This window comes from Streptomyces sp. NPDC057950 (assembly GCF_042887295.1).
GTDB lineage: Bacteria > Actinomycetota > Actinomycetes > Streptomycetales > Streptomycetaceae > Streptomyces > Streptomyces kaempferi.
In genome coordinates this window covers 56866-77623 of sequence record NZ_JBHVPP010000035.1, presented here as the reverse complement: position 1 = coordinate 77623, position 20758 = coordinate 56866, and the positions used below count along the sequence as shown (strand labels likewise).

At 72.2% G+C, this 20758-nt stretch carries 24 protein-coding genes and 1 pseudogene; 13 read left to right on the top strand and 12 right to left on the bottom strand.

Annotated elements, in window-relative coordinates; translation table 11 throughout:
• Nucleotides 1-71: 71 nt before the first annotated feature.
• Complete coding sequence (locus tag ACFVTC_RS39765) at nucleotides 72-332, bottom strand: UBP-type zinc finger domain-containing protein (RefSeq protein ID WP_390134247.1); 261 nt, start codon at nucleotides 330-332, stop codon at nucleotides 72-74.
• 61 nt (nucleotides 333-393) lie between these two features.
• Between ACFVTC_RS39765 and ACFVTC_RS39760 the strand changes: the two genes are divergently transcribed.
• Nucleotides 394-1989, top strand: a complete 1596-nt coding sequence (locus ACFVTC_RS39760) for a Na+/H+ antiporter (RefSeq protein WP_390134245.1) — start codon at nucleotides 394-396, stop codon at nucleotides 1987-1989.
• Nucleotides 1990-2013: 24 nt separating this feature from the next.
• Here the strand turns inward: ACFVTC_RS39760 and ACFVTC_RS39755 are convergent, their stop codons facing one another.
• From ACFVTC_RS39755 to ACFVTC_RS39745, 3 genes are all read right to left on the bottom strand, one after another.
• Entirely contained in the window at nucleotides 2014-2976 is a 963-nt protein-coding gene (locus ACFVTC_RS39755; RefSeq protein WP_390134244.1) for a 1-aminocyclopropane-1-carboxylate deaminase/D-cysteine desulfhydrase, read from the bottom strand.
• A gap of 56 nt (nucleotides 2977-3032) precedes the next feature.
• The gene (locus ACFVTC_RS39750) at nucleotides 3033-3623 is read right to left on the bottom strand and encodes an N-acetylmuramoyl-L-alanine amidase (RefSeq protein WP_390134242.1); all 591 of its coding nucleotides are present in this window, start codon (nucleotides 3621-3623) and stop codon (nucleotides 3033-3035) included.
• A gap of 147 nt (nucleotides 3624-3770) precedes the next feature.
• Entirely contained in the window at nucleotides 3771-4004 is a 234-nt protein-coding gene (locus tag ACFVTC_RS39745; protein WP_390134240.1) for a hypothetical protein, read from the bottom strand.
• Between the two features lie 286 nt (nucleotides 4005-4290).
• Between ACFVTC_RS39745 and ACFVTC_RS39740 the strand changes: the two genes are divergently transcribed.
• The 4 genes from ACFVTC_RS39740 (at nucleotide 4291) to ACFVTC_RS39725 (ending at nucleotide 8080) form a co-directional block, all read left to right on the top strand.
• Complete coding sequence (locus ACFVTC_RS39740) at nucleotides 4291-5697, top strand: family 2B encapsulin nanocompartment shell protein (RefSeq protein WP_390134238.1); 1407 nt, start codon at nucleotides 4291-4293, stop codon at nucleotides 5695-5697.
• Between the two features lie 134 nt (nucleotides 5698-5831).
• Entirely contained in the window at nucleotides 5832-6893 is a 1062-nt protein-coding gene (locus ACFVTC_RS39735) for a family 2 encapsulin nanocompartment cargo protein polyprenyl transferase (protein ID WP_390134236.1), read from the top strand.
• Between the two features lie 196 nt (nucleotides 6894-7089).
• A complete protein-coding gene (locus ACFVTC_RS39730) occupies nucleotides 7090-7701 on the top strand; it encodes a GNAT family N-acetyltransferase (protein WP_390134234.1) in 612 nt (203 codons plus the stop codon).
• Nucleotides 7702-7783: 82 nt separating this feature from the next.
• Nucleotides 7784-8080, top strand: a complete 297-nt coding sequence (locus ACFVTC_RS39725) for a hypothetical protein (protein ID WP_390134232.1) — start codon at nucleotides 7784-7786, stop codon at nucleotides 8078-8080.
• A 267-nt stretch (nucleotides 8081-8347) separates the two neighbouring features.
• Here ACFVTC_RS39725 and ACFVTC_RS39720 read toward each other — a convergent pair whose 3' ends face one another.
• A complete protein-coding gene (locus tag ACFVTC_RS39720; RefSeq protein WP_390134230.1) occupies nucleotides 8348-9109 on the bottom strand; it encodes a YoaK family protein in 762 nt (253 codons plus the stop codon).
• A gap of 199 nt (nucleotides 9110-9308) precedes the next feature.
• On the bottom strand, nucleotides 9309-9875 hold the full coding sequence (locus tag ACFVTC_RS39715) for a TetR/AcrR family transcriptional regulator (RefSeq protein WP_390134228.1): 567 nt from the start codon (nucleotides 9873-9875) through the stop codon (nucleotides 9309-9311).
• 86 nt (nucleotides 9876-9961) lie between these two features.
• Here ACFVTC_RS39715 and ACFVTC_RS39710 point away from each other — a divergent pair, with 86 nt between their 5' ends.
• Nucleotides 9962-10882 carry an SDR family oxidoreductase gene (locus tag ACFVTC_RS39710; RefSeq protein WP_390134225.1) on the top strand — a complete coding sequence of 307 codons (921 nt, stop codon included), beginning with the start codon at nucleotides 9962-9964 and terminating at the stop codon, nucleotides 10880-10882.
• Nucleotides 10883-11049: 167 nt separating this feature from the next.
• Nucleotides 11050-11382, top strand: coding sequence for a DUF952 domain-containing protein (locus tag ACFVTC_RS39705; protein WP_390134223.1), 333 nt, complete (start codon nucleotides 11050-11052; stop codon nucleotides 11380-11382).
• A gap of 31 nt (nucleotides 11383-11413) precedes the next feature.
• On the opposite strand, the gene ACFVTC_RS39700 is transcribed toward ACFVTC_RS39705, so the two are convergent.
• From ACFVTC_RS39700 to ACFVTC_RS39685, 4 genes are all read right to left on the bottom strand, one after another.
• Nucleotides 11414-12208 carry a VOC family protein gene (locus ACFVTC_RS39700; RefSeq protein ID WP_390134221.1) on the bottom strand — a complete coding sequence of 265 codons (795 nt, stop codon included), beginning with the start codon at nucleotides 12206-12208 and terminating at the stop codon, nucleotides 11414-11416.
• Between the two features lie 231 nt (nucleotides 12209-12439).
• Entirely contained in the window at nucleotides 12440-13306 is an 867-nt protein-coding gene (locus tag ACFVTC_RS39695; RefSeq protein ID WP_390134219.1) for a hypothetical protein, read from the bottom strand.
• A 146-nt stretch (nucleotides 13307-13452) separates the two neighbouring features.
• Nucleotides 13453-13869, bottom strand: a complete 417-nt coding sequence (locus ACFVTC_RS39690; RefSeq protein WP_390134217.1) for a VOC family protein — start codon at nucleotides 13867-13869, stop codon at nucleotides 13453-13455.
• Between the two features lie 49 nt (nucleotides 13870-13918).
• A complete protein-coding gene (locus ACFVTC_RS39685; protein ID WP_390134259.1) occupies nucleotides 13919-14302 on the bottom strand; it encodes a helix-turn-helix transcriptional regulator in 384 nt (127 codons plus the stop codon).
• 174 nt (nucleotides 14303-14476) lie between these two features.
• Here ACFVTC_RS39685 and ACFVTC_RS39680 point away from each other — a divergent pair, with 174 nt between their 5' ends.
• The 4 genes from ACFVTC_RS39680 to ACFVTC_RS39665 all read left to right on the top strand — a co-directional run bounded on the left by ACFVTC_RS39680 (nucleotide 14477) and on the right by ACFVTC_RS39665 (nucleotide 18089).
• Nucleotides 14477-15109, top strand: coding sequence for a hypothetical protein (locus ACFVTC_RS39680; protein ID WP_390134215.1), 633 nt, complete (start codon nucleotides 14477-14479; stop codon nucleotides 15107-15109).
• Between the two features lie 100 nt (nucleotides 15110-15209).
• On the top strand, nucleotides 15210-15449 hold the full coding sequence (locus ACFVTC_RS39675) for a ferredoxin (RefSeq protein WP_390134213.1): 240 nt from the start codon (nucleotides 15210-15212) through the stop codon (nucleotides 15447-15449).
• Complete coding sequence (locus tag ACFVTC_RS39670; protein WP_390134211.1) at nucleotides 15439-16833, top strand: NAD(P)/FAD-dependent oxidoreductase; 1395 nt, start codon at nucleotides 15439-15441, stop codon at nucleotides 16831-16833. Before ACFVTC_RS39675 ends, ACFVTC_RS39670 begins: the two co-directional genes overlap by 11 nt.
• Before the next feature lie 23 nt (nucleotides 16834-16856).
• Complete coding sequence (locus tag ACFVTC_RS39665) at nucleotides 16857-18089, top strand: cytochrome P450 (protein ID WP_390134209.1); 1233 nt, start codon at nucleotides 16857-16859, stop codon at nucleotides 18087-18089.
• Nucleotides 18090-18278: 189 nt separating this feature from the next.
• Here ACFVTC_RS39665 and sodN read toward each other — a convergent pair whose 3' ends face one another.
• A complete protein-coding gene (gene sodN, locus ACFVTC_RS39660) occupies nucleotides 18279-18674 on the bottom strand; it encodes a superoxide dismutase, Ni (protein WP_004983535.1) in 396 nt (131 codons plus the stop codon).
• 144 nt (nucleotides 18675-18818) lie between these two features.
• Here sodN and sodX point away from each other — a divergent pair, with 144 nt between their 5' ends.
• Entirely contained in the window at nucleotides 18819-19253 is a 435-nt protein-coding gene (gene sodX / locus ACFVTC_RS39655; RefSeq protein ID WP_390134207.1) for a nickel-type superoxide dismutase maturation protease, read from the top strand.
• Here sodX and ACFVTC_RS39650 read toward each other — a convergent pair.
• Nucleotides 19157-19786, bottom strand: coding sequence for a CGNR zinc finger domain-containing protein (locus ACFVTC_RS39650; protein WP_390134204.1), 630 nt, complete (start codon nucleotides 19784-19786; stop codon nucleotides 19157-19159). The genes sodX and ACFVTC_RS39650 overlap by 97 nt on opposite strands.
• 110 nt (nucleotides 19787-19896) lie before the next feature.
• On the opposite strand from ACFVTC_RS39650, the pseudogene ACFVTC_RS39645 reads away from it, so the two are divergent.
• A pseudogene (locus ACFVTC_RS39645) lies at nucleotides 19897-20684 on the top strand (class I SAM-dependent methyltransferase).
• Nucleotides 20685-20758: the final 74 nt, after the last annotated feature.

Genomic DNA, 20758 nt, shown 5'->3' with positions numbered 1-20758 from the left:
CCCAAATAGGAAGAGCGCGCGCCGGGTTGACGTACCCAGGCGTCAGACGGTCGAACCGTCCGGACGGCGGGTCACGCCAGTACGTGGTCGACGAAGCACCAGCGCCAGCTCTCACCGGGCTCGAACGTGCGCATCACGGGGTGTCCCGTCTCCTTGAAATGCTCTGTCGCGTGCCGCAGCGGCGAGGAGTCGCAGCAGCTGAGGTGCCCGCAGTCCAGGCACAGTCGCAGCTGTACCGGATGTGTGCCCGCGGCGAGACACTCCACGCACGTCTCGCTCGTGGGCTCAGGTTCGGGGTGAGGCAGCGCGTCGGCATGCGTGCACTGTTTCATGATTGCCAGGTTACGTCGGGCGTGCGGGATGCCGCGCGAAAACGAGGGCGGGCGGACGAGGATGCACGTATTGCCACTGCTGTTGCTGGTCGCGGGAAGCGCGGCGGTCGCCGGAGCGGCCCGCCGTACTCCGGTGCCGGCACCGCTGCTCCTCGTCGCCGCGGGCCTGGTGGTCGCGTACGTGCCGGGGGTTCCCGGGTACGAACTCGACCCCGACGTCGTCCTCCCGCTGCTGCTGCCCCCGCTGCTGTACACGGCCGCCACCGACAGCTCGTACCTCGACCTGCGGGCGCATCTGCGGCCCATCGCGCTGCTGTCGGTCGGGTACGTGCTCTTCGCGACGCTGGCCGTCGGCTGGGTCACCTATCTGATCGTGCCGGGTCTGCCGCTGCCCGCGGCGCTCGTGTTCGGGGCGGTGGTGGCGCCGCCCGACGCGGTCGCGGCCACCGCGGTGGCGCGCCGGGTCGGGCTGCCTTCGAAGATCACCACGATTCTGCAGGGCGAGTCCCTGGTGAACGACGCGACCGCGATCACCGCCTACAAGGTGGCCCTCGCCGCCGCGGTCGGCGAGGGCGCGACCTGGTCGGGCGGCATCCGCGAGTTCCTGCTCGCGGCGGTCGGCGGCGTGGTCGTCGGCCTGGTCCTGATGATGCCGATCCACTGGCTGCGCACCCACCTGAACGAGGCGCTCCTGCAGAACACCCTCTCCTTGCTGATCCCCTTCGTGGCGTACGGGATCGCCGAGCAGGTGCACGCCTCCGGGGTCCTCGCGGTGGTCGTCGTCGCGCTCTACCTCGGACACCGCGCCTGGGAGGTGGACTTCGCGACGCGGCTCCAGGAGGAGGCCGTCTGGAAGATGGTCGCGTTCGTCCTGGAGTCGGCCGTGTTCGCGCTCATCGGCCTGCAACTGCCGGTCGTCCTCAAGGGTCTCGGCCCGTACGAGGGTGTCACCGCCGCCTGGTACGCGGTGGTCGTCTTCCTGGTGGTGGTCGCCGCCCGGTTCATGTGGGTGTATCCCGCCACCTTCCTGCCGCGGATCCTGTCCTCGCGCATCCGGGGGCGCGAGGAGAACCCCACCTGGAAGGGCCCGTTCGTCATCGGCTGGGCCGGGATGCGGGGCGTGGTGTCGCTCGCCATCGCCTTCTCGATCCCGCTCACGGTGGACGGAGGCGCACGCTTCCCCGAGCGCAACCTCCTGCTCTTCCTCACCTTCACCACCGTCATCGCCACGCTGGTCGTCCAGGGGCTGACCCTGCCTCCGCTGATCCGCCTCCTGAAGCTGCCTGGCCGCGACCCCCAGGCCGAGACGCTCGCCGAGGCCAACGCCCAGGCCCAGGCCTCCCGGGCCGCCGAGCAGCGCCTCGACGACCTACTGGCCGACGAGCGCAACGCGCTGCCCCCGCCGCTCGCCGACCGGCTGCGCTCGGTCCTTGAGCGCCGACGCAACGCGGTCTGGGAGCGGCTCGGCGCCGTCAACCCGGTGACCGGGGAGACCGCCGACGACACCTACCGCAGGCTGTCCCGCAAGATGATCAGTGCCGAGCGCGAGGTCTTCGTGCGGCTCCGCGACCACCGGTACATCGACGACGAGATGCTGCGCACCCTGCTGAGACGGCTCGACCTGGAGGAGGCGGCGGCCTACCGGGAGGCGGCGTGAGGGTCCGCCGCGCCGGCACCCGGTTCAGGCGAGCGGCGCTCCGGTGATCACCGCCGCCACGGTCGTCCCCGGTGCGAACGCCCCCTCCTCGGCCAGGGCGACAAGTCCGTAGAGCATCTTGGCGACATAGAGACGTTCGACGGGCAGGCCGTGACGCTGTTCGAAATCCTCGGCGAAAAAGTCGAGTTCGGGCGTGGCGCGCGCGTAGCCGCCGAAGTGGTAGCGGTCGTCGAGTGACCAGGTGCCGCGGCGGCCGCCGAAGGCGGAGTCCTGGAGGGCGCGTACCTCGGCGCCCAGGAAACCGCCCTTGAGGACGGGGACGCCCAGCGCCCGCTGGCCGGGGGCGAGGCCGGCGGCCAGGCCCGCGAGGGTGCCGCCGGTCCCGCAGGCGAGGGCGACGACGTCGGCGTGGCCGCGCAGCTCCGCGCCGAGCTCCTGGCAGCCGCGTACGGCGAGCGCGTTGCTGCCGCCCTCGGGGACGACGTACGCGTCCCGGGCGTCCGCCGCGCACAGGATCGCGGCCTGCGTCCGCGGTTCCGTCTTGCGGCGATACGTCGACCTGTCGACGAAGTGCAGCCGCATGCCGTCGGCCGCGCACCGGGTCAGGGAGGGATTGAGGGGGCGGTGGGCCAGCTCGTCGCCCCGGACCACGCCGATGGTCGGCAGTCCGAGGAGGCGGCCCGCGGCGGCGGTGGCCCGCAGATGGTTCGAGTACGCGCCGCCGAAGGTGAGGAGCGTGCGGCCGGCCGCGGCGCGCAGGTTCGGGACCAGCTTGCGCCACTTGTTGCCGATCAGGTCCGGGTGGATCAGATCGTCGCGCTTGAGCAGCAGCCGGACGCCATGGCGCGTGAAGCGCCCGTCCGCGACCGGGTCCAGCGGCGAGGGCAGCCTGGGCCGCAGACCGGTCGGGTCGAGCGCTTCGGGGCCGCCCGGGGCGCCGGGCACGGCGGGAGTGCCCGGGATGCCGGGGTCGTCGGGGCTGGTCACCCCACCATTGTCGGACAGCCGTGCGGGAATCCGGACGACCGGCGAACGCCTGTGCGTCACTTGAGGCGGTCGCGGACGCGCCCTCTCATCGAGGCCATCGTGAAGCCGCGCGGGTCGACCTTGCCGGGCTGCCACTCCAGATGGCCGATGACCGAGCGCTCCGTCCAGCCGTGATGGCGGCAGATCGCGGCCGCGACCCTCTCGATCGCCTCCAGCTGGACCTCGGGCCAGGGGTCCTTGCCGTTGCCGAGGTTCTCGCACTCGAAGCCGTAGAAGTGGCGGTTGCCGTCGGTGTTCGCCTCGTTGTCCACGGGGAGCGACTTCTCCGCGATCACGGCGCGCAGCACGTCGTCGTCGCCCAGGCCCGCGTGGTTGACCCGGCCGTAGCCGACGAGATGCACGACGCCGTCCTTGGTGATGACGCCGTGACACAGCGGTCCCGGCAGGTCGGTGCGGCCCGTGCGGCAGAGGCCGATGGTGTGCTCGTCGCCCGAGGACGCCGTGTGGTGGATCATCACCCCGTGCACGGGGCCCCACGGCCCCTTGTGGTTGCGGTTGTGATGCTCCCAGGCGCCGACCTCGACGACGGTGACGCCTTCCCTCCTGAGCCGGTCCAGGAAACCGGCCGCGGACATGGGTGAAGCCATGACCGCCTCCTTCGCGCTGCACGCCGGCCACCGGGCGCGGCCGTCTCGTACCGCCGCTTCTACCCGGAACTGGACGCTCCGGGTTGGCCGTTCGTACAGCGTGCGAGCCGATCCGGTCAGGGCCGGCGGGCGTCGGGGCGGCACCGCTCAGGAGCGCAGGAACGCGTCCCCGTTCGCCGCGATATGGCTGTCCAGGGCCTGGAGGGCCTGCTGGGTCGCCTCGGGGGACCCGCTGCCGCGCCGCTCCGCGTAGTACGCGGAGCCCAGTCTCTTGAGGAGGTCCGCGCCCGCTCGCTGCGCCTGCACCTCGTCCAGCTTCTGCTTGCCCTGCGTGAGCCCTCGCTGCGCCTGTTCCTTGGCGCGGTCCAGGAAGCCTGCCATCGCCGTCTCCCGTCATCGTCCGTCGCCGTGTCAAACGGTTGGCCGGATCTTGGAGTTCCCGAGCGCGCCGACAGGAGGCTGTTCGACGGCGCGGGCCCGGCCGTTCGACAGCACGGCACGATTTTCCGGACGTCAGGATTCCGCACGATTCGCCCGCTCGACAAAGTGCGCGTGTGTGCCCAATCCGCCGTGATCCATTCCCCCTCATTCGTGTAATAGCACCGGCACGCTCCGTGATGGAAGGCTGGGCGGCGCAGATCAGTGCATGACCGGGAGGGCAATTTTCATGTCGGTAGGCGAAGAGGTCCGTTCAGGTCAGGGCAGGCCGCAGCAGAGTCTCGGCACATCGGCCGCGCGGAACCTGGCCACCACCACCAAGTCCGCACCCCAGATGCAGGAGATCAGTTCACGGTGGCTGCTGCGCATGCTCCCGTGGGTGAACGTGCAGGGTGGCACGTACCGCGTGAACCGGCGGCTCAGCTACTCGGTGGGCGACGGCAGGGTGACGTTCGTGAAGACCGGTGACCGCGTCCAGGTCATCCCCGCCGAGCTCGGCGAGCTGACCGTCCTGCGGTCCTACGAGGATCAGGAGGTGCTCGGCGAGCTCGCCCAGCGCTGCCAGCAGCGGGAGTTCGCGCCGGGCGAGGTGCTCGCCTCGTTCGGCAGTCCGTCCGACGAGGTGTTCCTGCTCGCGCACGGCAAGGTCGAGAAGATCGGTACGGGTCCCTACGGCGACGACGCGGTCCTCGGCGTCCTCGCCGACGGCGCGTACTTCGGCGAGCAGGCGCTCATCGACCCGGACGCCATCTGGGAGTACACGGCCCGCGCCGTCACCGCGGTCACCGTGCTCGCGCTGCCCCGCCAGGACCTGGAACAGGTCGCGGAGCGCGCCGAGTCCCTGCGCACCCACCTCCAGCAACTGCGGGCGATCCCCGAGCAGCGCACCAACAAGTACGGCGAGAAGGAGATCGACCTCGCGGCCGGCCACACCGGGGAGGAGGACATCCCCGGAACCTTCGTGGACTACGAGGCCGCACCGCGCGAGTACGAACTGAGCATCGCCCAGACGGTACTGCGCCTGCACACCCGCGTGGCCGATCTCTACAACCAGCCGATGAACCAGACCGAGCAGCAGCTCCGCCTCACCGTCGAGGCGCTGAAGGAGCGCCAGGAGCACGAGCTCATCAACAACCGGGAGTTCGGACTGCTCAACAACTGCGAGTACGACCAGCGGCTGCAACCGCACGACGGCGTTCCGAGCCCCGACGACCTCGACGAACTGCTCAGTCGCAGGCGCGGGACGAAGCTCCTGCTCGCCCACCCGCGCGCGATCTCCGCGATCGGCCGCGAGTGCAACAAGCGCGGGCTCGTCCCGGAGAGCGTCGAGGTCGCGGGCAACCGCATCCCGACCTGGCGGGGGGTCCCGATCTTCCCGTGCAACAAGATCCCGGTCAGCGACGCCCGTACGACCTCGATCATCGCCCTGCGTACCGGTGAGGCGGAGCAGGGCGTCATCGGGCTCCAGCAGGCGGGCATCCCGGACGAGATCGAGCCGAGTACGTCGGTGCGCTTCATGGGCATCAACGAACAGGCGATCATCTCCTACCTGGTGACGGCGTACTACTCGGCCGCGGTCCTCGTCCCGGACGCCCTCGGCATCCTGGAGAACGTCGAGATCGGCCGCTGGCGGTGACCTTCCCGACACCGGCCACCGTGTTCCCGCCGGACCGGACGGGCAGACCGGGCAGACCGGGTGGACCGGGCGGACCGGAGCCCCGGCAGAGCGGGGCCGAGACCCTCGACGGGCGGAGCCCTCTCGGGGGGCCCATGGACGGGGGGTCCATGCGACAACAGGTACCGCCCGTCCCGCCCGACGGGCAGGAGGCGGCGGGCATCCTGGAGCGTGCGCGGGCGTCCGTCGACCCCGAGCTGCGCAGGGCCATCGACTCGCTGCCGGGTTCGATGCGCCGGATCGCGCTCTATCACTTCGGCTGGGAGCACGCGGACGGCACCCCGGCGGCGGGCAACGCGGGCAAGGCGATCCGCCCCGCCCTCGTGCTCACCGCCGCGGGAGCGCTCGGCGGGCAGCACGTGTCGGCCGTACGGGCGGCCGCCGCGGTGGAGCTGATCCACAACTTCAGCCTGCTGCACGACGACGTGATGGACCGGGACACCACACGCAGACACCGGCCCACCGCGTGGACCGTGTTCGGCGACGCCGCCGCGATCCTCGTGGGGGACGCCCTGCAGGCGCTCGCCCAGCGGCTGCTGGCCGAGGACCCGCATCCGGCGGCCCCGGCCGCCGCCGCCCGGCTCGCGTCCTGCGTGGTCGAGCTGTGCGAGGGACAGCACTCCGACACGGCCATGGAGAAACGCGGCCCGGGTGAGGTCACCCTCGACGAGTGCCTCGCCATGGCCGAGGCGAAGACGGGCGCGTTGCTCGGCTGCGCCTGCGCGATCGGGGGGCTCTACGCGGGGGCGGACGAGGAGGACGTCGAGGCACTGGACGCGTTCGGCCGGGAGGCCGGTCTCGCCTTCCAGCTGATCGACGACGTGATCGGGATCTGGGGGGACCCGAGCCGCACCGGCAAGCCGGCCGGGGCGGACCTCATCGCCCGCAAGAAGTCCCTGCCCGTGGTGGCCGCGCTCGGCTCCGGCACCCCGGCGGCGACGGAACTCGCCGAACTGTACGGAGTTCCCTACGAGGAAGGGGAGTTGGAGCACACGGTGCTGGCCGTGGAGCGGGCGGGGGGCCGCGACTGGGCCCAGGTCCAGGCGGCCGACCGGATGTCCCGGGCGATGCACGAACTGTCCCGGGCGATCCCCGACCCGGAGGCCGCGGGCGGTCTCCTGGCACTCGCGGAGTTCGTCACGCGACGCAGTAACTGAAGCCGCCGGACGGCGGTTGAAGACCCCGGAGCCACCGGGACCGTACGGCACCTGACCTCCGTACGGTCCCGGTCTCCGGCCGGGGCGGATCCCGCGCATCCCCACGGTGCGCGGGGCCCGCCCCTTCGCCGCGGGTGATCCCCGCTAGGCTGCGACGGCCGTACGGCCAGGGGCGGTTGAGGCGAAGGGGCAGGACATGGGCGTGGCGATACGGGTGGCGGGCGAGGGCGATCGCGGACGGGTCGTCCAGTTGCTCGACGAGGCGTTCCGGGACGACCCGGTGAGCGGCTGGGTCTTCCCGGACGCGGCGCACCGCCGTGACCGGCACCCCCGGCTGATGGCGGTGTTCGCCGACATCGTGTTCGCCGGGGGCCGTGTCGACATCACGGAGGACGGCACGGCGTGCGCCCTGTGGCTGTCGGTGCCGGCCGACGACGACCACGCCGACGAGGAGGGGCCGGTCCAGCTGCGCGAGGCGGTGGACCCCGACAACGTACGGGTCGAGCTGGTGGGCCGGCTCACCGCCGGGATCCACCCCGCGGGCCGTGCCCACGAGTACCTGTGGATGATCGCCGTGGCACCGGAGCACCAGGGCGAGGGTCTCGGCAGCGCACTCGTCCGTTCGGTCCTCGACCGCTGCGACCAGGAGGGTGTCCCCGCCTATCTGGAGGCCAGCAACGAGCGCAGCCGCGCGCTCTACGAGCGGCTCGGGTTCGGTCACACCGGCCGGCCCCTCGACCTGCCGGAAGGCCCGCGCATGTGGCCGATGTGGCGCGAGCCGCGGGCGGGGTCGGCGGCCGGGGCGTAGTCGGCCGGGCCCGCCGTCCCGGCCGCTCGCGAGCCCGGCCGTGCGGGGAGCGCCGGAGCGGGTGCCGCCCTACTCTGAAGGCATGGGCATCGATGAGCATGTCTGCCCCGCCTGCGAGCAGCCGGTCGCCACGGTCGTGCGGCGCCGCAAGACACTGGGCGCGTTCGTTCCCGTCTGGGGTCCCGGTCCCTGCCACAACCCACGGTGCGAGGCGAGCGCGGAGTCCGCGTCCTCCCCGCGGACGCGTGATCTTCAGGAGGCGGGCGCGGCCCGGTGGCCCCGCGATCCCCGCGACCCCGGGAAGGCCGCGGGAGTCCGGCGGACGTCGGCGGACCGGGACGACCAGGACGAGGCCACGGAGGCCACGGAGAGTTCCTGATCCGTGCGCTGACCTGTGGGGGCGCGTCCGGGGGGCGGTGAGGTGTGCCCGTACCGGAGGCCGGGCACGGAGGTCCGAGAACACGGAGGCCGAGGCGCGGAGGCCGAGAACACGGAGGTCGAGCGCGGAGGCCGAGAACACGGAGGTCGAGCGCGGAGGCCGCACCTCTTGTCTCCCCGCGCTTCCCGGTTCCCCGCGCTTCCCGGTTCGCCGCGCATCCCGGTTCTCCGGGGTTCTCCGGCCGGGCTCGCGGGGGTGCCGGGCCCGTCAGGAGGCGGGGGCCGGGGGAGGCCGGTGGCGGGGCGGGTCGGCGTGGACTCCCGACAACGCCAGCGCCATGACGACCGCCGCGACGACGAGGAGCGCGCGGCCCGCCCCCCATGGCGCCAGGAGTGTGCCCAGGGTCCCGCCCGCGAACATGCCGCAGACGGTCGCGGTGAGGCGGGTGCGCGCGAGTCGTCGCGGCACCCCCTGCTCGCCGTCCGGAACCCGTGGCGCGGTGGACACGTCCGCCACCAGCTGGACCAGGGACATCTGGATGAGGAGCGTCGGCATGCCCGGCACGGCCACGCGCAGTACGACGGCGGACCTCACGCCCATGGCGAGGGCCACGGCCGCGAGGGCGAGCAGATCGGAATCGTGAGCGGGCGAACCCGTCCCGTGGCGCAGCAGGTCCAGTGTCCCCCCGACCGCGAGCAGGACCCCCTCGGTGGCCAGCGCCGCCGGGAACCAGCGGCGTCCCCGCGCGGTGAGCGCGCGGATCGCGAAGGAGGCCGTGGCCACCCCGGCCGCGAACGTCACGAGCGCGACGGAGGGCCGGATCACGGAGACCTGGCCGGATCCGGCCAACGCGAAGGTCAGGAACAGCACGTTGCCCGTCTCGAGTGCGGCGAACACCCGGCCCATGGTCAGGAACGTGATCGCGTCGACCGCCCCCGCGACCACGGTGAGCACCGTCATGATCACGGTCCTGCGGAGCTCGGTCCGGTCGACGGGAGCGGGTACGGAGGCGGTGGAGCTTTCGGGCATGGGCAAGTCTCAGCAGATGGCGGGCCCGAGCGGCCGGCCCCGAGGCGACACGCAGGGGGAGTACCGCCGTCTGCCGCAGCCGGCGCCCAGGGCGGGCCCGCGGAGGCCCGAGGACAGGGTGCGGCGTCCTTGCTGCCGGCTTCCGGGAGAACCGACCGCCCGCCACGACGGCGTCCGTCCCGGAGACCGGCCCGCGGGCCTACCGGCCCGCGGTCACGGCCTTCAGCTCGGCCAGCGATTCCCGCATCATCTCTGCCATCTCGCGTTCCTCGGCCGCCACGATCCAGCGCTCGAAGCCGACCTTGAAGACGGCGATCCCGGCCTCGGCGGTCAGGCTCGCGGCCGGCTCCGTGACGCCGCGTCCGTGCAGGGCGCCGGTGAGCGCGGCCGCCATCGTGGCGAGCTTGATCAGCTCGCGTTCCCGGAGTTCCGTGTTCGCCATGATCACAGCCTGCCGTGCGCGCGCGAAGTCGCGGCGGTCGGCGAACGTCTCGGAGACCGCGTCGAGCCCCGCCGCCATCGCGTCGATCGGCGCGGCGGACTCCGGAGCGTCGGCGACCGCCCGCACGAACAGCTCCTGCAACTGGCCGGAGCCGGCGAACAGCACCTCGCGCTTGTCGGCGTAGTGCCGGAAGAAGGTGCGCTCGGTGAGTCCGGCCCGTCGGGCGATCTCCGCCACCGTGGTCTGTTCGAAGCCGCGCTCGCTGTAGAGCTCCAACGCCGCCTTCGCCAGGCGCCCGCGCGCGTTCGGCTCCCATCTACCCATGCGCAGATCCTACGTGATGGCAGCAACTGACATCAGGTGTTAGCGTTGATGACAGCAACTGACATCAACTGGTTTGGGGATTCTCCATGCGCATCTTCGTGACCGGCGCGTCCGGCTGGCTCGGTTCCGCCGTCGTTCCCGAGCTGACCGGGGCGGGGCACCAGGTCGTCGGGCTCGCCCGCTCCGAGGCCTCCGCCGACGCGCTCACCGCGGCCGGGGTGGAGGTGGTCCGCGGCACCCTCGACGATCTCGACGTGCTCCGGGACGCGGCCGCCGGGTCGGACGGGGTGATCCACCTGGCGTTCAAGCACGACGTCGCCTTCGCCGGCGGTTTCCAGGGCGCCGCCGAGGCCGACCGCCGCGCCGTCGACGCCCTCGGCGACGTGCTCGCGGGCACCGACCGTCCCTTCGTCCTCGCCTCCGGGGTGGTCGGCCTCGCCCCCGGGCGGCCGGCCACGGAGCGGGACATGCCGACCGTCGACGGCTCGCCGATCTCGATCCGGATGGCCACCGCGCAGGCGGTGCTCGCACTGGCCTCGCGTGGGGTGCGCTCGTCCGTGGTACGGCTCTCCCCGACCTGCCACGGCGACGGGGACAACGGTTTCATGGCGGCGCTGGTCACCATCGCCCGCGCCAAGGGCGTCTCCGGCTACCTCGGCGACGGCGCCAACCGCTGGCCGGCCGTCCACCGTCTGGACGCGGCACGGCTGTTCCGTCTGGCGGTCGAGAAGGCCCCCGCCGGGTCGGTGCTGCACGGTGTCGCGGAGCAGGGCGTCGCGATCCGTGACATCGCCGAGGTGATCGGCCGTCAACTCGACGTGCCGGTGGCCGCCGTGGCGCCCGAGGACGCGGCCGGGCACTTCGCCTGGCTTGGGCCCTTCCTCGGCCTCGACTCCCCGGCGTCGAACACCCTCACCCGCGAGCTGGTGGGCTGGGAGCCGGTCCACCCCGGTCTCCTGGAAGACCTCGGCAAGGGCCACTACTTCGCCGCCGTCACCCCTGCCTGACCGGTAGCGGAGGCGTCCCCGCGGGGCACGCGCCCAGTGCCGTGCGGGGAGCGTGTCCGCGGGGCCGGTCCGGCACCCGGCGCGCCGGAACCGGGAGGGAAGCGAGGGAAGGGAAGCGAGGGAAGGGAGAGGCCGGGGTTGTACGCCCGACGCCGTAACGTTGGGGCATGTCCGAACCCCTTTTGCACATCACCGAGCGTTCGCTGTGGGACGCGGCCCGCGCGTCCGGCGCGTACGAGATGTCCACCCGTGGCCGCACCCTCGGGGAGGAGGGCTTCATCCACTGTTCGACGCGGGCCCAACTCCCGCGGATCGCTTCCTTCCTCTATGGGGCCTACGAAGGCCCTGGCGACCTGGTGGTCCTGGTCGTCGACGCCGAACGGCTGGAGGTGCCGGTGCGGTACGAGGCCGTGAAGCCCGGCGGCGAGGAGTTCCCGCACGTCTACGGGCCGATCCCGGTCACGGCGGTGGTGGACGTGGAGGTGTGGGAGCGGGCCTAGGCGTATAGCCCGCCCCCGCCGGGAGGCCCGCCTAGACCGACCGGACCGGGAGGCCACCGGTGCCGGGGTCGCGGCCCGTCAGGCAGTAGGTGCCGCCGGCCGGGTCCCGCATCACGGCCCAGTGCGTGCCACGGCCGACGAGGGTGGCGCCGAGGTGTTCGTGCCGGGCGCGGACGGCCTCGATGTCCGAGCAGGCGAGGTCGAGGTGGGCCGAGGTGGGGCGATCGGTGCCGAGACGTTGCAGGACCACGCGGACGGGCAGCGTGGCGGGCGGCCTGATCACATGGAACTCGGGGAGCGAGCCGGGGTGGGACTCCCATCCGGTGAGGCCGCTCCAGAAGGCGACCTCCGCGTCGTGGCGGGAGGGCGCCACGTCGACGCACACCTGGTCGAGGCGGCTGGTGACGCCGGGGGGTCCCTCGACCACCGGCGGCCGTACCGATTCCCCCTGCCACGGGACCACGCAGAACAGCAGGCCGCCGGGGGAGCGCAGCACGGCCCAGCCCCCGTCGTCGGTGATGCCGTTGTCGGACACGGTGCGCGCTCCGAGCCGCAGGGCCGACTCCACCAGTGCCGCCACGTCCTCGACGGCCAGGTCGAGGTGCGCGCCGCCCGCGCCCTCCTCGACGCCCTGCGCGTTCAGACAGGCGTCGGACCCGTCCGGCAGCAGGGTCACGAACTCGTCCTGTCCGCCGCGCGGCGCGGACGGCGCGGTCCCCGTGACGGACGTCCAGAAGGCGCGGGCCGGCCCGAGGTCCTTCCTTGGCCGGTCGACGAAGGCGTAGGTCCACCGGATCGGCCCGCTCCCGCGGATCGGTTCGGGCATGGTGCGGTTCCCCTGTCGGACGGGTCGGACGGGTCGGACGGGTCGGACGGGTCGGACGGGTCGGACGGGTCGGACGGGTCGGACGGGTCGGACGGGTCGGACGGGTCGGACGGTTCGGACCGTTCGTACGGTTCGGACCGTTCGGACGGTTCGGACGGGTCGGACGGTTCGGACCGTTCGTACGGTTCGGACGCTTCGGACGGTGTCGGCGGTTCGGGCGCCCGGCACGCTTCAGGCGGCTCCGGCGGCTCCGGCGGCGCCTCGCACCGTCTCCTGCCCGATCAGCCCGCGCAACGACGTCTTCACGCGCGCGACGAAGGCGTCCCGCGCGGCGGGGGAGAGGACGTCCAGCGACAGATACGGGTTGAGGTCCTCCAGCTCGACGAGGAGCAGCTCGCCGTCCGGTGCCCGGCAGGCGTCGACGCGCTGGATGCCGTACGCGATGTCGTTCCAGTCGACGAACCGCTGCGCGAACTCCCGGTCCCGCCCGGTCGCTTCGTACGGCTCCAGGTCCCACCGCCGGTCCGGGCGGGGTGCGTACAGGGCGTACTGGAAGGTGCGGTCGACGAAGTAGAAGGACACCTCGTAACGGAAGTCGACACGCGGCTGGACGAGACGGTCGTCGTACGACAGTTCGGCGAGCCGGTCGCGCGGGACGAACTCCAGGCCTATCGAGTCCGCCCCCAGTTTCGGCTTCACGACGTACGTGTCGACGTCCGGCAGCCGGTGCAGGTCCCCGGCGCGGTCGACGGTGGGGATGACCGGGAACCCCGCCGCGGTGAGGTCGAGCAGGTACTGCTTGCCGGCCATGTCCCCCTTGCCGGAGAGCTGGTTGTACACACGGACGCCGTCGGCGAGCGCGCGCTGCCGGAAGGCGTCGTACTGCGCCTGGTAGTGCAGCACCGGCCCGCTGTTGCGGACGACCACGGCGTCGAAGCCGGTCATCAGCGCGGCCGCGTCCAGCGGATGGCACACGGCGACGTCGAAGTCCTCGCGCAACCGGGAGGTGAGGAACACGTCCTCGTCGCCGTACCGCCGCCCCTGGGCCGGATAGGCCAGGTCGCTGACGTAGAGGACGCGGGAGCGCGCGGACGGCATGGGTGTCTCCGGTGGTGAGCGGTGCGGTGGGGCCGACGCAACGGTAGCCGGAGCCCGATGCCCGGGGACGGGCACCCGGGGGACGGGCGGCGGGGCACGCTTCCCACCGGGGACCCGGGCCTGTTCCCGGCGGAGGGGAGCCGTGGTCAGGCCGCGGGGCGCTCCTTGAAGCGGAGGAGGTTGCCCGCCGGGTCACGGAACGCGCAGTCGCGGGCGCCCCAGGGCTGGTCCGTCGGCTCCTGGAGGACTTCGGCGCCGGACGCGCGGACCCGTTCGTAGAGGGCGTCGCAGTCGGTCGTCGAGAAGATGACCCCGCGCAGGATGCCCTTGGCGAGCAGCTCGACCATGGCCTGCTTGTCGGCGGGGGAGGCGTCCGGGCTCGCGTCCGGGGGCTCGAGGACGATCTCCACGTCCGGCTGGAGCGGCGAGCCGAGGGTCACCCAGCGCATCCCCTCGAACCCGACGTCGTTGCGTACTTCCAGGCCCAGGACGTCCCGGTAGAAGGCGAGCGCCTTGTCGTGGTCGTCCACGGCGATGAAGCACTGGGAAAGTTTCAGGTCCATGGGCTCCAGGCTAGGCCGTGCCGGGGGCTGTCCGCCGGGCGGACGGGGCCTACAGGCGCGTCCCCGGTTCCCCTTCGTCCGGCCTGCGGTGGCGGGAGGGGCGGGTCAGACGGCGGGTCACACAGGGTGGGATGGGGGCTCCGTGGTCGTGCGGGCGGGCCCGGTAGGCGCTCGGGGTCTCCCCTACGAGCTCCGTGAAGCGGGAGCTGAAGGAGCCGAGCGAGGTGCAGCCCACGGCGATGCAGACCTCCGTGACCGTCAGGTCGCCGCGCCGCAGCAGGGCCTTGGCCCGCTCGATCCGGCGGGTCATCAGATAGCCGTACGGCGTCTCCCCGTACGCCGCGCGGAAGCTGCGCTGGAAGTGGCCGGGGGACATCAGCGCCGTGCGCGCGAGCGCGGCGATGTCCAGCGGCTCCGCGTACTCACGGTCCATCCGGTCGCGTGTCCGGCGCAGCCGGACCAGATCCTCCACAGTCACTTGTCCAGGATGACACGGGCCACCGACAGCGGGGAGGGCCGTCACTCCCGCGGGTGCCCCCGGTGGCGTACGGGCACGCGTGCCTGCTTGCTGGACCAAGGGGGGAACCGGGAAGGACGGCGGGCGACGATGGAGCCGAACGACGAGCGGCTGCGCACACCGCGGGCGGCCGGCATGGCCGGGGCGGTGTTCGCGGTGCTGCTCGCGGTGGCGATCGTGCTGGTGCGGATCGCCGTGCCCGCCGGGAACCCGCCCGGCGCGAAGATCGACCCGGACAAACGGTGGGCGGTACAGACGGCCCTGGAGATCCTTCCCTTCGCGGGCATCTTCTTCCTGTGGTTCATGGGCGCCGTGCGCGCGCAGGTCGGCGACGCCGAGGACAGGTTCGTCGCCACCGTCTTCATGGGCAGCGGATTGGTGTTCGTCGCCACGATGTTCGGGGCTGGTGCCGCGGCGGGCACCGTCCTGGACGAGGTCCGGTCCTCCGACTTCGGGCGCTACTTCGCCTACACGATGATGACGACGTACGCGCTGCGGATGGCGGCCGTGTTCGTCTTCACGACCTCCACCATCGGACACCGCCTCGGTGTCCTGCCGAGACCCCTCGCCCTCCTCGGATTTCTCGTGGGCGTGGTGCTGCTCGCCACGGGGTCCTCCCTGCCCTGGGCCGAACTGGTCTTCCCGGCCTGGGCGCTGATCGTCAGCCTCCACATCCTGCGCGTCGGGCTGCGCGAACCGCGCCGGTCCCGGAGCCCGCGGTGACCCCGTCGTCCCATCGGACGCTCCGGCGAGCGGGTCCGCGCCCGCTCACGCATGCTGAAGGGCGAGGGGGCGGACGGGGCCACGGAAAGGCTGTTCCTCGGTGAGACTTGTCGTCGATCTCAACCGCTGCCAGGGGTACGCGCAGTGCGCGTTCCTCGCTCCCGACGTGTTCGCCATGCACGGCGACGAGGCCCTGCTCTACAACCCGGAGGCCGACGAGAAGCGGCGCGACGACGTGGCGCGTGCCGTCGCGGCCTGCCCCGTCCAGGCCATCCTCGTGGACGCGGATCACGCCGCCGCGAACCCCGGAACAGACCGGGAGGTCACCGGTGAGCAGTGACGGAATCCTCGACCGGCTCAAGCGCGAAGGACGTGTCGTCGTCGTGGGCGCCTCGCTCGCGGGACTGCGGGCCGCGGAGACCCTGCGCGAGAAGGGCTTCGCCGGCTCCCTGACGATGGTCGGCGACGAACCCCACGAGCCCTACGACCGGCCCCCGCTGTCCAAGCAGGTCCTGCTGGGCCGGGCGACGCCGGACCGGACCTCCCTGCCCCGGCGCCGCGCGATCGACGCGCAGTGGCGTCTCGGGGTTCCGGCCACCGGCCTCGACATGGCGGCCCGGCGGGTGCGGCTGGCCGACGGCGACGAGGTGGGCTACGACCGGCTGCTGATCGCCACCGGCGTCCGGGCCAGGCCCTGGCCGAGGGAGAGCGAGGCGGAACTCGACGGTGTCTTCGTCCTGCGCACCCGCGACGACGCGACCGGGCTGGAGCGCGCGCTCGCGCAGAACCCCCGCCGTGTGCTCGTCATCGGCGCCGGGTTCACCGGCTCGGAGATCGCCTCCGCCTGCCGGGAACGCGGGATCGCGGTCACCGTGGCCGAACGGGCCGCCGCGCCCCTGGTCGGCGCGCTCGGCGGGGTCGTCGGCCGGATCGCGGCCGAGATCCAGCGCGAGCACGGGGTCGACCTGCGCTGCGGCGTCATGGTGACCAGCCTGGAGGGCGACGCCGCGAACCGGGTCCGCGCCGCCCATCTCTCCGACGGGAACACCGTCGAGGCCGATGTGGTGGTCGTGTGCCTCGGCGCCCTGCGCAACACCGAGTGGCTCGCGGGATCCGGACTGGGCGCGGGTCCCCGGGGCATCGCCTGTGACGCCGGCTGCCGGGCCTTCGACATCCGCGGCATCGTCACCGACGACGTCTACGTGGCCGGCGACGTGGCGCGTTCCCCGCATCCGCTGTTCGGCTACCAGTTCCTGTCCCTGGAGCACTGGGGCAACGCCGTCGCGCAGGCCGAGACCGCGGCGCACAACATGATGAGCGACAGCGTGGACCGCCGCCCCCACATCTGGGTGCCCGCCTTCTGGTCCTCGCAGTTCGGCGTGAACATCAAGTCCGTGGGGGTGCCGTCGATGGGGACGGAGATCCTCATCGCCCAGGGCGCCCTGGGCGAGCGCAGATTCACCGGCGTGTACGGGTACCAGGGGCGCGTCATCGGCGCCGTCACCTTCGACCAGACGAAGTGGCTGCAGTTCTACCAGCAGCTGATCGAGACCACAGCGCCCTTCCCGCCGTCCTTCCCGACCGTGGACCGCCGCCCCGAGGGGCAGCGCCCTGTGGACGCGGACTTCCCCGACCCGTCAGTGCCCACGAGCGGACCGACCGTCACCCTCACCGGCTATTCGCCGGCCGACCGGCGGATGACGTTCACCCCCGCCGGGCACTGATCCGACGCTCACGAGGACGCATCATGACGCAAGCCATCCTGCGGCAGATCATCGACTACTCGCACCGCGCGAACCCGTATCCGCTGTACCAGGAACTCCGCGAGACCCCGGTGTACCACGACGCGGACGGGCCCTACGTCGTCAGCAAGTACTACGACATCCAGGGCCTGTTGCACGATCCGCGGGTCAGCTCCGACGCGCGCAACCTGAAGGCGACGGCCGGCGATCCGCTGGGCGACGCGGAGGAGGAGTCGGCGCTGCCGCCGGCGTTCCTGCGGCTCGACCCGCCGGAGCACGACCGGCTGCGGCGCATGACGAACCGTCCCTTCGGACCCCCGCACTCGCCGCGGCGCGTCCACGAGATGCACGGCGAACTGGCCGACATCGTCTCCGGGCTCATCGACGGCATCGGCGACCCGGAGCGGATCGACCTGGTCGACCAGTTCTCGTACCCCTTCCCGGTGACCGTGATCTGCCGGCTCCTCGGCGTGCCGCGCGAGGACGAGCCCCGCTTCCACACCTGGGCGGACACCCTCGCCGCCAGCCTGGACCCCGTCCCGGGCGCCGACGCCGGTGAGCGCGCCAAGGTCTCGAACAACGCCCGCACCGAGCTGGGCATGTATCTGGCCGGGCTGATCGAGGAACGCCGCAAGAAGCCGGGCGAGGACATGCTGTCGCAACTGGCCACCGCGCACGGGCCGGACGGCGCCATGACGACGATGGAGGTCATGAGCACCGCGGCGCTGCTGCTGATCGCCGGTCACGAGACCACGGTGAACCTCATCACCAACGGGATGCTGACCCTGCTGCGCAACCCCGGCATCCTGCAACGGCTGCGCGCGGACCCGAAGCTGGCCGTCCCCGTCGTCGAGGAGCTGCTCCGCTTCGAACCGCCGGTGCAGCTGTTGCCGCAGCGCAGCACCCTCGCCGACATCGAGGTGCGCGGCGTGACCATCCCCAAGGGCTCGTCACTGTGGCTGGTGCTGGCGGCGGGCAACCGTGACCCCGAGCGCTTCGAGAACCCGGACCGGTTCGACCCGGACCGCGGGGACATCCAGCACCTGGGCTTCGGCAGCGGCATCCACAGCTGCTTCGGCGCTCCGCTGGCCCGGCTGGAGGCACAGCTCGCGCTCGGTGAACTGGCCCGCAGGCTGGAGAACCCCCGTCTGGTGGAGGACCCGCCCCCCTACCGGCAGAACGCGGTCCTGCGCGGCCCCCGTCACCTGTCGATCGCCTGCGACGGCATCCGTCCGTAGGGCGACGTCACCGGGCCGTCCGGGCCGTGTCCGGCGATGTCCGCCGGGCGTCGCCGGTGGTCCGGACACGGCACGACCTGGCGCGCACACCCGAAGGGGCCCGGCCGGAACATCCGGCCGGGCCCCTTCGGAACGCCCGTCGACCTGCGAGGGTGCACCGCTCGCCGGTCAGGGCGAACGCGGCCCGAATCAGGCCTTCTTGGTCTCCCAGAAGATCTTGTCGATCTGGGCGATGTAGTCCAGCGCCTTCTGGCCCGTCGCCGGGTCGGTGGACGCCTTGGCGGCCGAGAGGGCCTTCAGGGTGTCGTTGACCAGCTGGTGCAGCTCGGGGTACTTCTCGAAGTGCGGGGGCTTGAAGTAGTCGCTCCAGAGCACCGACACGTGGTGCTTGGCGAGCTCGGCGCGCTGCTCCTTGATGACGGTGGCGCGGGCCTGGAAGTGCGGGTCGTCGTTACCGGCCATCTTTTCCTGGACGGCCTTCACCGACTCCGCCTCGATGCGGGCCTGGGCAGGGTCGTACACGCCGCAGGGCAGGTCACAGTGCGCGCTGACCTTCACCTTGGGGGCAAACAGGCGGGAGAGCATGGAGCTGTCCTTCCTCGTGATCGTCTTCTCAGGTGGGACATTACTCCGTGGGGGACGTCTTTTCGCGAGTGCCCCCATGGGCTTAGGACAAAAGTCCGGGGTGAGACTGGGACTGGTGGAGGATGGACCGGGGAGGTGCCGGTGATGCCGGAGCTGTCGCAGGAGAGCGAACGTGGAAGGGCCGTGCTGCCGTTCGGGGGAGCCGAGGTGCGGGGGCCCTCGATGGTGCCCACGCTCCAGCACGGGGATCGGCTCGTCGTGCAGTACGGGGCCCGGGTGGGTCCCGGTGACGTGGTCGTTCTGCGTCATCCGTTCCAGCAGGACCTGCTGGTGGTGAAGCGGGTGGCACAGCGGCGCGAGGGCGGCTGGTGGGTACTGGGTGACAACGCCTTCGCCGGCGGGGACAGCACCGACTACGGCGCCGTGCCCGAGGAGCTCGTCCTGGGGAAGGTGCGCTTCCGGTACCGGCCCCCCAAGGACGGTCAGCGTTCGCCGCTCGCGCTGGTGCGCTGGGCGTTGTCGGCGGCCAGGCCCGTACTCTCCGACCGGTCCGCCTCCAGGCGCTTCCGGGCCCGGTAGGCGGCCACGTTGGCGCGGGTCGCGCAGCGGTCCGAGCAGTAGCGCCGGGAGCGGTTCGTCGACGTGTCCAGGTAGGCGTTGCGGCACGGCGCGGCCTCGCACAGGCCCAGCCGGTCCACGCCGTACGAGGTGAGGTGGAAGGCGAGCCCCATGGCGGCGATCGCCGCGTAACCCGCCGTCACGTTCGACGGGTGGTCCGCGAGGTGCATGTGCCACAGCGGGCGGCCGTCGTCGTCCCGGAAGTCGTGCCCGGAGATCTGCGGGCTGACGGGGAATTCCAGGAGCAGCGAGTTCAGCAGGTCGACCGCGAGGGTCTCGTCGTCGCCGTCCGCCGCCTCGAACACGGCGCGCAGCCGTGCGCGGACCGAACGGAAGCGCGTCACGTCGGCGTCCGTGGCGCGGCGCGCCGCCGAGGCGTTGCCCACGAAGAGATCGCGGACGGCCTCGACCGAGGTGAGCGCGTCCTTGCCCCGGGCCGGCTCCTCGCTGTTGACGAGACGAACCGCGTAGTCCGAGTAATAGGCCAATTCCACTTGTAGTCCTTACGGAGGCGCTCTATCGTCATGCGTGCGGTCGGGTAACGGCTGATTGCGCTTCCAGGGTATTACGCGGGTGAGTGAAGACGCGCGAAGAAGGGGCTCACATGACCGTCAGCACCGGCACCGGCCACACCGGGACGCAGGGCACCGGAACCGACTGGCAGGCCTGGCAGGAGAGCTGGGACCGGCAGCAGGAGTGGTACATGCCGGACCGCGAGGAACGCTTCCGGGTGATGCTCGACATGGTCGAGCCCTGGTCGGCCCCGCGCCCCGCGTCCTCGACCTGGCCTGCGGCACCGGGACCGTCACCGCCCGGCTCCTCGCCCGGCTCCCGCGCGCCACCAGCACCGGCGTCGACCTCGACCCCGCGCTGCTCACCATCGCCGAGGGCACCTTCGCGGGCGACGACCGGGTCTCCTTCGTCACGGCCGACCTCAAGGACCCGCACTGGACGGCCGGGCTGCCGTACGAGTCCTACGACGCCGTGCTGACGGCCACGGCCCTTCACTGGCTGCACAGGGACCCCCTCGCGGCGCTCTACGGCCGGATCGCGGGGATCGTCCGCGCCGGCGGGGTCTTCATGAACGCCGACCACATGATCGACGAGTCCACGCCCCTGATCAACGCTGCCGATCGCGCGCAGCGGCACGCCCGGATGGACCGGGCCAAGGAGGGCGGTGTCCTCGACTGGTCCGCGTGGTGGGAACTGGCCGCGCAGGACCCGGTCCTCGCCGTGCCGACCGCCCGCCGCTTCGAGATCTACGGCGAGCACGCCGACGGCGACACCCCGTCCGCCGACTGGCACGCGGGCGTGCTGCGCGAGAAGGGCTTCGCGGAGGCGCGGGCGGTGTGGCGCTCGCCTTCGGACGCGCTGGTGCTCGCGGTCAGGTGATCCGCCGGGTCCGCCGGGTCCGCCGGGTACTTCGGGTACTTCGGTCGAGGCGGCAGGGACGTGTGGTGACCCGG